Source organism: Emticicia aquatilis (genome assembly GCF_014644295.1).
Classification (GTDB): Bacteria; Bacteroidota; Bacteroidia; order Cytophagales; family Spirosomataceae; genus Emticicia; species Emticicia aquatilis.
In genome coordinates this window covers 13,333-26,964 of record NZ_BMKK01000008.1, presented here as the reverse complement: position 1 = coordinate 26,964, position 13,632 = coordinate 13,333, and the positions used below count along the sequence as shown (strand labels likewise).

At 38.9% G+C, this 13,632-nt stretch carries 13 protein-coding genes; 4 read left to right on the top strand and 9 right to left on the bottom strand.

Annotated features, from left to right (window positions below):
* Positions 1-13: 13 nt before the first annotated feature.
* Positions 14-1,459: a GntP family permease gene (locus IEX65_RS18550; protein ID WP_188768112.1), complete on the bottom strand. Its 1,446-nt coding sequence runs from the start codon at positions 1,457-1,459 to the stop codon at positions 14-16.
* Positions 1,460-1,712: 253 nt separating this feature from the next.
* On the opposite strand from IEX65_RS18550, the gene IEX65_RS18545 reads away from it, so the two are divergent.
* Positions 1,713-2,105, top strand: coding sequence for a DoxX family protein (locus tag IEX65_RS18545; protein WP_188768110.1), 393 nt, complete (start codon positions 1,713-1,715; stop codon positions 2,103-2,105).
* Positions 2,106-2,160: 55 nt separating this feature from the next.
* On the opposite strand, the gene IEX65_RS18540 is transcribed toward IEX65_RS18545, so the two are convergent.
* Together IEX65_RS18540 and IEX65_RS18535 are read right to left on the bottom strand one after the other, a co-directional pair.
* Entirely contained in the window at positions 2,161-4,407 is a 2,247-nt protein-coding gene (locus tag IEX65_RS18540) for a xanthine dehydrogenase family protein molybdopterin-binding subunit (RefSeq protein ID WP_188768108.1), read from the bottom strand.
* Between the two features lie 19 nt (positions 4,408-4,426).
* Entirely contained in the window at positions 4,427-4,882 is a 456-nt protein-coding gene (locus IEX65_RS18535; RefSeq protein WP_188768106.1) for a (2Fe-2S)-binding protein, read from the bottom strand.
* Positions 4,883-5,197: 315 nt separating this feature from the next.
* Here IEX65_RS18535 and IEX65_RS18530 point away from each other — a divergent pair, with 315 nt between their 5' ends.
* A complete protein-coding gene (locus IEX65_RS18530; RefSeq protein WP_188768104.1) occupies positions 5,198-6,058 on the top strand; it encodes a sugar phosphate isomerase/epimerase family protein in 861 nt (286 codons plus the stop codon).
* A 116-nt stretch (positions 6,059-6,174) separates the two neighbouring features.
* Here IEX65_RS18530 and IEX65_RS18525 read toward each other — a convergent pair whose 3' ends face one another.
* Entirely contained in the window at positions 6,175-6,642 is a 468-nt protein-coding gene (locus IEX65_RS18525) for a cyclophilin-like fold protein (RefSeq protein ID WP_188768102.1), read from the bottom strand.
* 12 nt (positions 6,643-6,654) lie between these two features.
* Complete coding sequence (locus tag IEX65_RS18520; RefSeq protein ID WP_188768100.1) at positions 6,655-7,416, bottom strand: hypothetical protein; 762 nt, start codon at positions 7,414-7,416, stop codon at positions 6,655-6,657.
* A 151-nt stretch (positions 7,417-7,567) separates the two neighbouring features.
* Between IEX65_RS18520 and IEX65_RS18515 the strand changes: the two genes are divergently transcribed.
* Positions 7,568-8,455 (top strand): helix-turn-helix domain-containing protein, encoded by an 888-nt coding sequence (locus tag IEX65_RS18515; protein WP_188768098.1) that lies wholly within the window; start codon positions 7,568-7,570, stop codon positions 8,453-8,455.
* Positions 8,456-8,490: 35 nt separating this feature from the next.
* On the opposite strand, the gene IEX65_RS18510 is transcribed toward IEX65_RS18515, so the two are convergent.
* Positions 8,491-8,916 carry a DUF1761 domain-containing protein gene (locus tag IEX65_RS18510; protein ID WP_188768089.1) on the bottom strand — a complete coding sequence of 142 codons (426 nt, stop codon included), beginning with the start codon at positions 8,914-8,916 and terminating at the stop codon, positions 8,491-8,493.
* Between the two features lie 156 nt (positions 8,917-9,072).
* Entirely contained in the window at positions 9,073-10,269 is a 1,197-nt protein-coding gene (locus IEX65_RS18505) for an esterase (protein ID WP_188768088.1), read from the bottom strand.
* Positions 10,270-10,389: 120 nt separating this feature from the next.
* On the opposite strand from IEX65_RS18505, the gene IEX65_RS18500 reads away from it, so the two are divergent.
* Positions 10,390-11,127: a phytanoyl-CoA dioxygenase family protein gene (locus IEX65_RS18500; RefSeq protein WP_188768086.1), complete on the top strand. Its 738-nt coding sequence runs from the start codon at positions 10,390-10,392 to the stop codon at positions 11,125-11,127.
* Positions 11,128-11,201: 74 nt separating this feature from the next.
* Here IEX65_RS18500 and IEX65_RS18495 read toward each other — a convergent pair whose 3' ends face one another.
* Both IEX65_RS18495 and IEX65_RS18490 read right to left on the bottom strand, forming a co-directional pair.
* A complete protein-coding gene (locus IEX65_RS18495; RefSeq protein ID WP_188768084.1) occupies positions 11,202-12,917 on the bottom strand; it encodes a GMC oxidoreductase in 1,716 nt (571 codons plus the stop codon).
* A 119-nt stretch (positions 12,918-13,036) separates the two neighbouring features.
* Entirely contained in the window at positions 13,037-13,576 is a 540-nt protein-coding gene (locus tag IEX65_RS18490; RefSeq protein ID WP_188768082.1) for a gluconate 2-dehydrogenase subunit 3 family protein, read from the bottom strand.
* Positions 13,577-13,632: the final 56 nt, after the last annotated feature.

Sequence of the window (13,632 nt, the reverse complement as noted above, 5' to 3'; positions counted from 1 at the left end):
CCAGTATCCCAAACTATACCATAGGAAAAATCCAAGCGGCAATCATTGTCAGAATCACACCCGCTAAACCCATCAAACTTTGCATGGGAGCAATCGTTTTGAGGGCTTCTTGTTCGGTAAGATTTGAGGTTTTGCACATAATCCAAAAACCTGCATCATTCATCCACGGAATAAGTTTTGCCCCACTTCCGATGGCCAAACACAAATACACTGGATGAAACCCAAGATTGGCATTCTGTGCCATTCCTGCCAAAATTCCAGAGGCGGTTATCAATGCCACTGTTGCAGAACCTTGTGCCGTGCGAACAACCATCGTGATAAAAAACGCCAAGGGAATCAGAGCCATTTGGTAGTCTTTTGTTAGGTCGGCGATTCGACTACTGATGCCCGTCTGCTGCAACATTCCACCAAACGCACCACCTGCCGCTGTGATTAGAATGATTCCGCCACCACTCATCAGAGCGGTTTGCACAAAAGCGGTCAGTTTGTCTTTAGTTGTTTTCTTTTGATTTGACAAAACCCAAAGTGCAAAAATAGCACCCATCAACAAGGCAATACTTTTATCACCAAAAAATAAAACTATGTCAATCAATTGATTGATTAGAGCAGAATCGGTCATTGGCTCTTTGGTTTTTACGAAAGCTTCAAAAGCGGAACGAATACAAATAGTAACCAACGGAAAAACCGCAGGAAGCAATGACCACCCCAATGAAGGTAAATCCTTATCATCTTTTTCGGCAATGGCTTTGATGTCTTCCAAACGAGCATCAGGTGAGTCTCGCAATGGTATATCAAATTTTTTATTTAAGAAAACTGCTATCAAATAGCCGATAGTAATGGTACAAAGACCAAGAATCGAACCACAAACCATCATTAAACCAATCGGTACGTTCATGGCACTTACTAAGTACAGAGGGCCAGGTGAAGGCGGCACGTAAGAATTGGCCATTACGGCACCAGCAATTACCGAAAGAGCCAGAAGTAGATAATTTTTCTTCAATCGCATACCCATTGCTTTGGCCAGTGGCATCATCAAGAAAATAACGGTATCCACAAAAACAGGAATCGTCAAGAAAAAACTACTCAAAATAAAACCAATGGGAGCATTTTTTTCGCCCGTAACCTTGAGCATGGCTCTAATGATTTTTTCGGCGGCACCGCTATCGAGCATTGCTTTACCTATGATGGCTGCCATTGCTATCAAAATACCTATTTTGGCACATGTATTCCCAAATTCGATTCCGATTCGCTCGCCTATACTCTTATGAGCTTGCTTAAAAGCATCAATGGCTGTTACTCCTTTTGATAGATAATATTGCTCAACTAATTCAACAGGGGTAAGCAATGCCACAGCCAAAGCCGCCAACAATAAAGCCAAAAAAGGATGAAGTTTGAAGCCAATGATACCGCCAACAACGATAACAACGCCAACAAGTAGAATAAAAATAGGGTCTGACATGTGTAAGATTATACAGTTTTAGAAATAGGGCTTAAAGATTAAGCAAAAGTATATAATCTAAATCCTATTTTCTATTGATATAATGCCAAAATATGATACTTTTTGGACAAGTAGAATCTGTAAAAAGATTTTAATTCTATTCTGAATGTTTTAGCTGATTGTTTAGAAAATCTTTTAAAATAATCAGCTAAAACATTGTATTTTTCACTTATAATAGTGAAATTTCTTAAATAAACTCTAAACCTAATCTCTAATGGAAAATCAACCTATTGCAAAAGGTCGCTTGTACACTTCGTATGGCCTGCAAGGACTCTTAACTGTAATGTTCCTTATGGGAGCAGCCAATAATCTTTTACAAACTGAAACGGCAGTAAAAGGAGCAACTGACTTCGGTTATCCTGCTGAATCTGTTTTGTTTCTTGGAATTATTCTGCTTATTTCAACCATTTTGTATGCGTATCCTAAAACGACTATTTTAGGAGCAATACTTTTAACCGCTTGGCTTGGTGGAGCAGTAGCTACCCACATCATTCACAAAGACGCTGTGAGTATGAGCCTGCCAGCGGTCTTTTTTGGTGTTTTAGTTTGGGTAAGTATTTGGCTAAGAGACGGTCAATTACAAGGATTATTTCCGCTGAAGAATTAAAAATTTTATATTAAAAAAATCGAGAGCCAAAATTGACTCTCGATTTTTTTTGTACTTATGATTTAGATTGTTCCGACATAAACGGTTGATTATAATAGCGTTTACCCGTTGTTTTAAACAAAGCGTTAGCCACTGCCCCAAAAACGGGTGGGAATGGCGGTTCGCCAAGACCAGTTGGGTCAATGTCATTTTCTACAAAATGAACATCTATCTTTTTAGGTGCTTCATTATGGCGAATCATGCGATAATTATGGAAATTGTTCTGCTCAGGAACACCATCTTTATGGGTTAATGCTCCATAAAATGACTGTCCGATTCCGTCAACCACTGCACCTTGTACCATGTTTCGGGCGGCATCTGGGTTTACTACTACTCCACAATCAACGGCAGAAGTCACTGATTCTACGTACGGTTGTCCATCTCGCATAACCATATCTACAACATGGCCTGCGTAAGAGGCATGGCAGAAATAAGCGGCGACTCCACGTTTTTTGCCAGCATTTTCGGGTTTTCCCCAACCTGATTTTTCTTTTAGTAACTCTAAAACTCCAATATATCTGCTGGCATCATAATCGTTATTCTTACCAACCGGATTCTCTTTGGCACGTTTCAATAAATCTAAACGCATTTGGATTGGGTCTTTTCCCATTGCTTCGGCAACTTCATCCAAGAATGACTGCTCGGCTGCGGCATTGAAATTAGAACGTGGAGCTCTAAATGCACCAATGGTGATGTTTGACGGAATCTCCCAGCCTTCGGCCAAATAATTATCTACCGCACCTGCTGGAAAACGATTGGCATGAACTGGGTTTTCGGGAATTCCACCACCAATAACATGAAAACCTATCAGATTCTTGTTGACATCGAGTGCCGCACGATAAGTTGCCGTGTACATTGGTCGATAGATTCCGTAAGTCATATCATCTTCACGAGTATAAATCAAATGAATGGGAGCTTTCATCTTCTGCGAGATTCTGGCAGCTTCGTAGGCATATTGGGCATAGGCTCTACGACCAAAACCTCCACCCATGCGGGTCATTTGGATTTCGATTTTATCGGCAGGTAAATTAAGTAGTTTGATGAGTGTTGGTTCCATCCAACCCGGTGCTTGTATTGGCCCCGCAACCAATGCCTTATCTGCTTCTACATGAGCGAAGAAGTTCATCGGTTCCATGGTATTATGTGCCAAAAACGGAGCATTGTAAGTACGCTCAATTATCTGAGCAGCATTTTTGAAAGCAGCTTCGGGGTCTCCATCTTTTCTTAATTGTTGAGCTGGCTTTTTAGCATATTCAGCCATCAGCTCAAACTGAAGGCTTGTTGTTTCTAATCTGCCAGGTACTATTTTCTCAGTTTTTCCACCTCTGCCCATCATTGTTTCTTTTAAGTCTCCAGCGGCTTCCCATTGAGCATTGATTTTCTTGCGAGCATTCATTACTTCCCAAGTAGAATTGCCCACAATAGCAATCATTTCATTGAAAGTACGGGTATCGAAACCAGCTTGTTCAAAACCATCATCATAGAGTTTGAAGCTAAACACATCTTTGATACCCGGCATTTTTTTGGCAGCAGTTGCATCAAAAGACTTTAGTTTCATACCGAACGCAGGTGGATGCTGAATCATGGCTATCAACATTCCATCTACTCGATAATCCATTCCGAAGAGAGGTTTGCCCGTAACTACTTTCAAGCCTTCGGTATTTTTCTTTGAATTTCTAACAATCGAAAAATCTTTGGGGGCTTTCAGCCTCACCTCTTTCGGAACAGTCAATGTAGCTGCCTTGGCGGCCATTTCGCCATATTTTGCAGTTTTCCCGCTCGAATGAGACAAAACACCTGCTTTTGTTGTAATTTCTGTTGCCGAAACACCCCATGTTTGAGCGGCCGCTTCGATAAGCATTTGGCGAGCGGCTGCTCCTGCATTGCGGAGTGGCTTCCAGTACATTCGCACCGAATTACTTCCACCCGTAAATTGTGGGCCATACTTCACATTATCGTGCGTACCCATTTCTACTACCACATCTTTCCAATCTACATCCAATTCTTCAGCCACCATCATCGGCAATGAGGTCATTACGTTTTGACCAAATTCGGGATTTGGCACTAAAATTTTCACCACATTATCAGGCGTGATTTTGATGTAGGCCGCCAATTCAGACCATTGGTCGGCAAGGTTTAATGCTTCTACTTTTTCAGCAGCTTTTGCTTCCGAAAACCAACTGAAACTAAGCATCATTCCGCCCCCTGCCAATGCAGAAGATTTGAGGAATGAGCGTCTATCTATATTTTTCTGAATTTTCATCTTTCAAGTTTTTTAGGGTTTACTTTTTTGCAGCGGCTTTGATTGCTTCTTTGATTCTGAGATAAGTTCCACAACGGCAAATATTACCACTCATGTACGCATCAATTTCTTCATCAGTAGGATTTGGATTGCTTTTTAATAAAGCTGAAGCCGACATAATTTGTCCAGATTGACAATAACCACATTGAGCTACATCGTGTTCGAGCCACGCTTTTTGAACAGGATGCGTGCCATTTGCTGATAAACCTTCGATGGTTGTAATAGCTGATTTTCCAACCGCCGAAACAGGTAAACTACAAGAACGAACGGCGTTGCCGTCGAGGTGAACAGTGCAAGCACCGCACATAGCCATTCCGCAACCAAATTTGGTTCCGGGCATATTTAGGTGGTCACGCAAGACCCAAAGAATCGGAGTTGAGGGGTCAACATCTACTTGTTGCGTTTTTCCGTTGATTTTTAGAGAATATTTTGCCATAATGTTGTATTTACTTCAATTAAAAATTTAACAAAAATATATGAATATGTAAGTAAAAAGTAATGTTTTTCAAATAGAAACTTACGAATTTCAAATAATTTACAATTAGAGAAAATGAAATCATTAAAACCCTTGATACCAAAGCCAGCCTTTTCTTCGACCACCGAAACCCTGAGATTATCAAATGGCTGGCCTCACGAAAATTGGATATTTGATTTATCTGAAATTAAAAATATTATCATTTGAATATTAATTGTCATTTAAGTAATGAAAAAGTGTAATTTTGAGAGGAAAATCAAAAATTAATAAAATACAATGAAAAACAAAACCCTCTTATTCATCCTTATTTCAATTTCCTTTAGTTTAACTGTTGCAGCCCAAAAGAAATGGGGTGGTATGACCCTTTACACCGTCAGAAATGAAATGGGCAAAGACCCAAAAGCTACGCTCAAGTCTGTTGCTGATTTAGGTTATAAATACATTGAGGCAGTTGATTACAATAAAGGTAAATTTTATGGAATGACTCCCGATGAATTTAAAGCATATACGAAAAGTTTAGGGCTTACACCTATTTCGGTTCACATGGGGTCTATGAATCTCGACAATGCTGATACATTAATAGCAGATGTAAAAGCGGCTGGTTTCAAATATTTTATAGCTCCTGTGCCACCGATGGGTATGTTCAAATTTGACCCAAAAACCAGAAAATTAGGCATGCAAGGCTCTATGGAAAAATTAACTAATATTCTTGATGTCATTTCAAAGAAAGCACAAGCAGCAGGATTAGAATTTTTGTACCACAACCACGATTTTGAATTTCAAAAAAATAGTGATGGTATCGTACCGATAGAGTATCTATTGGAACATTTAGACCCAAAATATGTTAATTTTCAAATGGATTTATATTGGGTAACAAAAGCTGGTGCCGACCCTGTGGCATATTTCCAAAAATACCCAGGTCGTTTCAAGATTTGGCACGTAAAAGATATGGACGACCAAGGACGTTTTGCACCTGTTGGCAATGGAAAAATTGATTTTGGCCGAATTCTTAAAAATGCAAAACTTTCTGGCATGAAATACTACATTGTAGAACAAGACCAAGTTTTTGACGGAATGACGCCACTTGAAGCCATCAAAACAAGCAAAGAAGGCTTAAAGAAAATTGGCTTTAACTAAAACTAAAAAATATACAAAAAAAAGCTCGACAAAGGTTATGCTCTGTCGAGCTTTTTTGCTTTAAAACTTAGTCGCTTCAATTAGATAATAAAGTTAAAGAGTTGAGTGTTTCAAGTTCAATCTACTTCAAAACTCACCTTCACATCGCCCTCACCTAATGCAGTAGTTAGCCCCGAAATATCATCAATTTTGCCGATTTTGGTATAGCTGTATGAAGTACTAAAACCTTTGTAAAACAACACCAATGTACTTGACCCATACATCATCAAATCGCCCGCTTCAATTCGAGTTGGCACTGAGGCATTGGTGGGTACGCTTTTGGGCAATTGGGCGTATTTTTCGTTATTATTCAGCTCTATCATATTGATAGTCAGTGGTAATTGAGCGACAAAAGCTTTAGAAGTAGCATTGTCCAAAAGTGTGGCAGTAAATGTTTTACTGCCTACTTTGATGTTTATTTTATTACTTTTCATAGCTTGATTATTTTCGTTATTGGGCTGCTGAATAACATCATTTTCAGCTTTACATGAGATACTTAAACCTGCAAATAATTGAATAAATGAGAGTAAGATTATTCTTTTCATTTGACTGAATAGTTAGTTAATTTTCTTATAAATCTTCTTAAAGTTGTAATTCAGTGTTATATTCCACATAAAATCCTTATTGCCAGGCACATTAGAAGTAAATGTTTGATTGATGGTTGACTGTAAGCTAAATGGAAGTTTTTTATGGAACAATGCTCCCGTGACCGTCAGATAATCACCTCGATAACCATCGGTGTATAAAAAATAAACGGATGGAAATAAATTGAAACTAAGGTTTTTGCCCAAACCAACATTAGTAATGCTTGTATTCAGAAACAAAACACGAGTAAGCTGAGGCCCGTGTTTTTGTAGGCCATTCCCTTGTAGATACATGGCACTCACGCCAAATTTATTATTGAACTGATAACTTGGCACCACTTCAAAAGCCAAAAAGCGTAGCATTTCGGTGATTTCTTTGGTAGTTCCGTTTTCGGTATCATCTCGGCGGATGAGCGTGAAAGCAGGGTGAGTACCAACCCTTAAACCAAACTTTTTGTTGTCAACTAATCGGTAACGCAACCACCAAATCAAACCGCCTTTTTGGGCATCTGGTACTAATCTAATATCTGGGTCGAAACTAAATCTCTTTTTTCTGAATGATAGATTAGTCACAAAAGCCGCATGATTCAGCGAGAACGTTGGAATAATAGAAAAACCATTATTGGTAAACCCCACCGACCCCGAAAAAGAAGAAATATTTTTGGTGCTATCGGCCGATTGTGCAAGTGCAACCGAAAAAACTAAGGAAAAGAAAACAACGTATAAAAGCTTCATTTAAAGGAAGTTAAGTGATTGTAAAATAATATACCACAAAGGTAGCTTTCACTAATGCCATTAATTTTATACATTTTACGGTTTTACTTACCAATTTTACAGATAGCAGATTAGATACTAATTTTTATTTTTAGTTTTGAAGAAAAAAGCAATGATAGTTTTCGATTCCATCAAAAAATACAGCGAGATGTTCAGTAATAAAACACTGCATCCGCTCATCAATATTGTCGATTTGAACAAGTCGGAGCCATTGCCTCGACCAAAATTTACTATCAATTTTTACGCTATCATAATCAAGGACTCCAAATGCGGAGATTTACGATACGGCAATCAGTATTATGACTACGACGAAGGCACGCTGGTTTTTTTTAGTCCAAATCAGATAATTACGAGCGAACCCTTAGGCGAATTGCATCAGCCTTTTGGCATTGCTCTTGTGTTTCATCCTGACTTTATTGCAGGAACGAGTTTGGGCAAGCAAATCCATGAATATACTTTCTTTGGTTACCAGTCCAACGAGGCTTTGCACCTTTCAGAAAAAGAAAGAAGTGTAGTGAATCAATGCTTCGAAAACATCTCAACCGAAATTAGCCAAAACATTGACCGACACAGTAAAAAATTGATTATTGCCAACCTCGAATTATTATTAAAATACTGCAATCGCTTCTACGACCGCCAGTTTATTACCCGTGAAAATGTCAATCAAGGCATCATTGAGAGATTTGAAACATTGCTCAATGAATATATATTTAGCGAAAAACTAAAAACAGAAGGGCTGCCTTCGGTGGCATATTTTGCTGATGAATTGCACCTTTCGGCCAATTATTTTGGAGATTTAATCAAGAAAGAAACGGGCAAATCGGCACTCGATTTTATTCATCTCAGGCTGTTAGAAGTTGCCAAAGAAAAGATATTAGATACCACCAAATCAATCAGCGAAGTAGCTTTCGATTTGGGCTTTAAATATCCACAGCATTTTACGAGGTTATTCAAGCAAAAAGTGGGAATCTCGCCTAACGAATATCGTGGATTGAATTGATTTTGCCACGAATCAGTGTATTCGTGGCTTTTTTATCACATATAAATCAAAATGGCAGAAACTAATAATAATGAAACAAGGGCATAGCCTACATTAATGAAGAACAGTTTCCATGAACGATTTTCCCAAACTATTGCCCCTAAATGATACGGTACATAAAAACCAAGCCATGTAAAAATTCCTGAGTTTAGAATTCGAGCAAATGCACTCATTTCGGCAACTCCAGCCACATGATTCCACGCTTGAATATTATGAGCAAGCGTATAGGCAGTAAAGAAATTCCCGATCAGCATAAAAGCCATACCTTTCATCATTACTTTTGGGTCGGGCTTTTGGTTTCTGTCCATCTTCATTTCTTTGGCCCAAGCATCTCCAAAAAGAGGTGTATACCACAAAAATCCAAGAAAAAAGTGAGCAATTACAGCAATTAAAATTGCCAAATAGTTAATTTGAATTTCCATTTATTTATAGTGTTTAGGGTTTCTACTCTTTTGGATTTTCGATTACTCCCGTTTTTAGTGGTTTCTGCTCCATTTACAAATATATACTTTTAAATAAATCTAAAGGCAAATTTTTATAGATTTAAACATTTGATAATAAGCTATTTAAACTCCATTTTATTTAAACAATTTAGGAGCAAAATCGGCTAAATAAATTCGCCATAGCTTCCAAATATGTCCTTCACCCGTTTCTAAGTATTCGTATTTCATGCCCAATTCATCGAGTTTTTTTCTAAAATCTACATTATTCTGATATAGAAAATCGTCTTTCCCAATGGTTATGTAATACAACTTTAGGCCATTATCCTTCTGTGTTTTTAGCGTAGCATCTATGTTGCTATACACTTTGCCCGTAGCATCTTCACGAGGCATTAAAGCTGCCGAGAAAAGTCCGACATAATCAAACGTATTAGGAAAATATCTACTCACGTGCATTGTGTGGAAACCACCCATCGAAAGTCCCGCAATGGCACGATTTTGCTTATCTGCTTTTACACGAAAGATTTTCTCAACGTAGTTTACAATATCCATAAAATTAGCTTCGTATTCGCCATTCATTGAGCGTGGCAACAAAAACTCAGGTTTATAAAAACCATCTTTTCCTTGTCCGTAGCCGCCATCTTGCACCACATTGCCGTTGGGCATCACCACAATCATTGGTTTTGCTTTTCCTTGGGCAATCAAATTATCCATAATCTGAATGGCACGCCCATGTGCCGACCACGAATCTTCATCGCCCCCAGCACCGTGTAATAAATATAGCACAGGATATTTATCAGTTGATTGCTCATAACCTGCTGGTGTATAGATAGTTAGTCTTCGATTCATCTTCAATCCCGCAGATGGATACCAACAATGTGTAACCGTGCCATGCGGAGTATCATTCGTTTTATATAAATCGGCACGGCCATTTCCTACAATAAAAACATTGGTTAATGCGGCCGAATTTCTGAGAGCATAAGGGCTGTTGGGGTCATTGGTGCGTACGCCATCTACCATAAAAGCATAGCTATAAAGCTCTGATTCGAGTGGTTTTGAGGTGTAAGTCCAAAGTCCATTTTTATCTTTGGTAAGATTGATAGTTCCGGGGCCATCTTGTAAGCCAAAACGAGTTTTTACTTTAACAGGAGGTAAGAAATCGGATGTCAGTTGAACAGAATCTGCTTTTGGAGCTAAAAATCTGAAAGTTACCGTACCATCTTTATTAATTTCGGGAGAAATAATATTTTCAAGTTCCTTCGGAATTTCTTGTGCAAAGGCACTTTTTAGAGCAAAAACTGTAATAAATAATAGGAAAGTGAGTTGTTTTTTCATTTATAGCTAAGGTTTGAATGATTGGGCATCTAAATTAGTATTTAACCCGAAAGATTCAAAAGTAAAAAACTCTCTGTGAAATATTTTTATATTTGTAGTATCAATTCAACTCTAATTACTATGCTTACAAAAGAAGAAATTGAGTTTTTAGATACTAATGGGTATCTGAATTTAGGCCAGTTGCTTTCGACTGAACAAGTAAAAAAAATCAACGAACGACTCTATCAAATTAAAGAAGATGAAGGCGAAAATGCAGGAGCAGAACTGGCAGAATCGAAGTATATTCGCCACCCTAAAGAAGAAGGTGCCGACCGCTTAGCTGATTTGGTTAATAAAGGGGAAGTTTTTGATATTTTCTATACTCATCCACGGGTTTTGGCTGGAATTGAAGCCGTTTTAGGAAAAGGATATAAATTATCATCGCTTAATTATCGAGCAGCAAAACCAGGGAAAGGACACCAAAAACTGCACGTAGATTATAAAAATGCAGTAGCCAATGGTCAATATAAAGTTTGCAATAGTATATGGCTTTTAGATGATTTTACCGAATTGAATGGCTCAACTCGAATCGTGCCTAAAACGCATAAATTGAGCATTTTACCCGATGAAGCCATGGCAGATACCAACGAAAAACACCCTGACGAAATTCGGATTATTGCTCCAGCGGGTTCGGTTTTTATATTCAATTCGCACGTTTGGCATGGAGGAACGACCAACTTTACAGAAAACGACCGCCGCAGCATTCATAGTTATTTCTGCACCAAAGACCAACCTCAACAGATAGACCAAAAGAGATACATCACACAAGAAACTCTCAACCGTATTGGCGAAAAAGGAAGACAAGTCTTAGATGTCTAAATGAAAAAAATAGAGACAAAGCACATTTTGGATATGCCTTGTCTCTACAATCTAATTATCGCTATACTATCGCTTTACAGTTCTCTTTTCTTCAAAGCCTTCACCGCATAATCGGCTGCACGAGCCGTAAGTGCCATATAAGTAATTGATGGGTTCACACATGAAGCCGAAGTCATTGCTGCTCCGTCGGTTACGAACACATTTTTGCAATCATGTACTTGATTAAAGGCATTCAACACCGAAGTTTTAGGGTCACGACCCATGCGAGCAGTTCCCATATCATGTATGCCCAAGCCCATGTGCGTTGGGCGGTCGTAAGGCGTTACATTTTTGAAGCCTGCCGTTTCGAGCATTTCCACGGCCGAGGCAATAATATCTTTACGCATCGCCCAATCGTTTTCAACAAATGCGGCATCGGTCACAATCATCGGAATTCCCCATTTATCTTTTTTCTCAGGGTCGAGATAAATTCTGTTGTTTGGATTTGGTAAAATCTCGCCAAATCCACCAATACGAATCGACCACGGGCCTGGTTTGGTTAGGCTTTGCTTGAAATCTGCCCCAAAACCATCGTTTGTAACTCCACTTTCCCAACCTTCACGGCTTGCACCACCTTGATACCCGAAACCTCTGAGATACGCTGTTTGCTTATCGTTCCCCCAGTTTCTAAATCGTGGAATATACATCGCATTCGGTCGTTGACCATATACATAATCGTCTTCAAAACCTTCAACACTTGCCTGAGCCCCCGAACCTAATTGATGGTCCATTAAGTTTCTACCTACTTGGTCGCTGTCGTTACCGAATCCATTCTGAAAACGATTCGATTTGGAGTTGAGCATCAAAGCAGCCGTATTGATAGAACCTGCATTCAAGAAGATAATTTTAGCAAAAAACTCTTCGGTCTGCATGGTGTTTTGATTAATGATTTTCACACCAGCCGCTCGTTTTTTCTGCTCATCGTAGATGATTTCGGCCACTATCGAATCATGCAAAATACTCAAACGATTGGTTCGCATAGCGGCAGGAATTGAACCCGACAATGAACTATAATAACCACCATACGGGCAACCTCTTTGGCATTTGTTTCGATATTGACACGATGCCCGCCCCAAAGAAGTATGAATATCCTGTGGCTGAGTAAGATTTGCCACACGCCCAACCGTTACGGGACGGTTGAATCTTTCGAGCATTTTATTTTTAAAATGAGCTTCGGGGGCAAATAGAGGCATTGCTGGCAAGAAATGTCCATCGGGTAATATTTCTAAACCTTCTTTTTGCCCAGATACCCCCACAAATTTCTCAACGTGTGTGTACCACGGCTCCAAATCTTCATAGCGAATCGGCCAATCAATGCCGATACCTTCTTTGGCATTGGCTTCGAAATCATGCTTTGCCCATCGATACGACTGACGCCCCCAGTGCATGGATTTTCCGCCAGTATGATAAGCACGAATCCAGTCGAAAGCACGTTTTTCGATGTATGGATTTTCTTTATCATTTGTCAGGTGATTCACTACTTCTTCACTTCCAAGCCCCCAAAAACGGCTATTTGCCCAACGTTCTTCGGCCGAAATGTTGGAAGTTCGTCCCCGATGCTCGATTTCCCAAGGTTGTTTCATGGCGGTATCGTAGCCTTCGATATGCTTAATTTCATGGCCACGCTCTATCATCAAAACTTTCAGACCTCTTTCGGTTAGTTCTTTCGCCGCAAATCCACCCGACATACCCGAACCAACAACAATGGCATCGAATGTATTATTTTTATTTGCTTTTATATTCAGATTCATGATTGATTTTTAAATTATTTAGGTTGAATAAATTTACGATTGATTCGGTTGACGATTTACGAGTTCTTTTAAAAACAATTAATCTTTAAAATCGTAAATCCAAAATCATAAATCGTAAATTAGTAAGCGTACGCTTTTTGGTTAGGTTTTAGCTTGATGAGTTCGAGTTTTCCTGGAATTTGTACATATTCAAACGAAGCCTTTAAACCCGCTTCCGAAGTGAAGTAGCCCAGTAGCGTAAGCTCTTTTATCAATCGCCAGAATGGAGGAGTTTTGCTGGTAATTTTCTTAGTTTCTTGTTCGAGCAATTTTAGTACACCTCTTCTTTCATCAGTATTTAAGTCCAGAAATTTTACTTTCTCCATAGAAGCCAAACCTTCCATAAAACTCTGATGCTCAGGTGCTTTATAGCAATCTTTCAACATCATTTCAATAAATGCAGGCACACCAACATCTTTTGCTCCGACGGTGTCTGTTTTAGGAATAATCAATTCGGTAATTGCAGCAACGATTTTTTGTTGAGTTTCGGTTAAGCTAAAAGCTGCACCGCTGATGGATTTTGTAGAACTTTCCCAATTATCCATCGCCATCAATGTTGGTGCAGAAAATGCCCCTCCCAACATCAAGGCTACATTTTTTATGACCTCTCTTCTGTTCATTATTAATAGGGTTGAATATTATAGAAAACAAATATATTTATTCAATTTTATAATTC

Bases quoted from the DNA above. Each gene is read 5' to 3' on its own strand.
- IEX65_RS18550 (WP_188768112.1), bottom strand. From the start codon at position 1,459: ATGTCAGACCCTATTTTTATTCTACTTGTTGGCGTTGTTATCGTTGTT.
- IEX65_RS18545 (WP_188768110.1), top strand. From the start codon at position 1,713: ATGGAAAATCAACCTATTGCAAAAGGTCGCTTGTACACTTCGTATGGC.
- IEX65_RS18540 (WP_188768108.1), bottom strand. From the start codon at position 4,407: ATGAAAATTCAGAAAAATATAGATAGACGCTCATTCCTCAAATCTTCT.
- IEX65_RS18535 (WP_188768106.1), bottom strand. From the start codon at position 4,882: ATGGCAAAATATTCTCTAAAAATCAACGGAAAAACGCAACAAGTAGAT.
- IEX65_RS18530 (WP_188768104.1), top strand. From the start codon at position 5,198: ATGAAAAACAAAACCCTCTTATTCATCCTTATTTCAATTTCCTTTAGT.
- IEX65_RS18525 (WP_188768102.1), bottom strand. From the start codon at position 6,642: ATGAAAAGAATAATCTTACTCTCATTTATTCAATTATTTGCAGGTTTA.
- IEX65_RS18520 (WP_188768100.1), bottom strand. From the start codon at position 7,416: ATGAAGCTTTTATACGTTGTTTTCTTTTCCTTAGTTTTTTCGGTTGCA.
- IEX65_RS18515 (WP_188768098.1), top strand. From the start codon at position 7,568: ATGATAGTTTTCGATTCCATCAAAAAATACAGCGAGATGTTCAGTAAT.
- IEX65_RS18510 (WP_188768089.1), bottom strand. From the start codon at position 8,916: ATGGAAATTCAAATTAACTATTTGGCAATTTTAATTGCTGTAATTGCT.
- IEX65_RS18505 (WP_188768088.1), bottom strand. From the start codon at position 10,269: ATGAAAAAACAACTCACTTTCCTATTATTTATTACAGTTTTTGCTCTA.
- IEX65_RS18500 (WP_188768086.1), top strand. From the start codon at position 10,390: ATGCTTACAAAAGAAGAAATTGAGTTTTTAGATACTAATGGGTATCTG.
- IEX65_RS18495 (WP_188768084.1), bottom strand. From the start codon at position 12,917: ATGAATCTGAATATAAAAGCAAATAAAAATAATACATTCGATGCCATT.
- IEX65_RS18490 (WP_188768082.1), bottom strand. From the start codon at position 13,576: ATGAACAGAAGAGAGGTCATAAAAAATGTAGCCTTGATGTTGGGAGGG.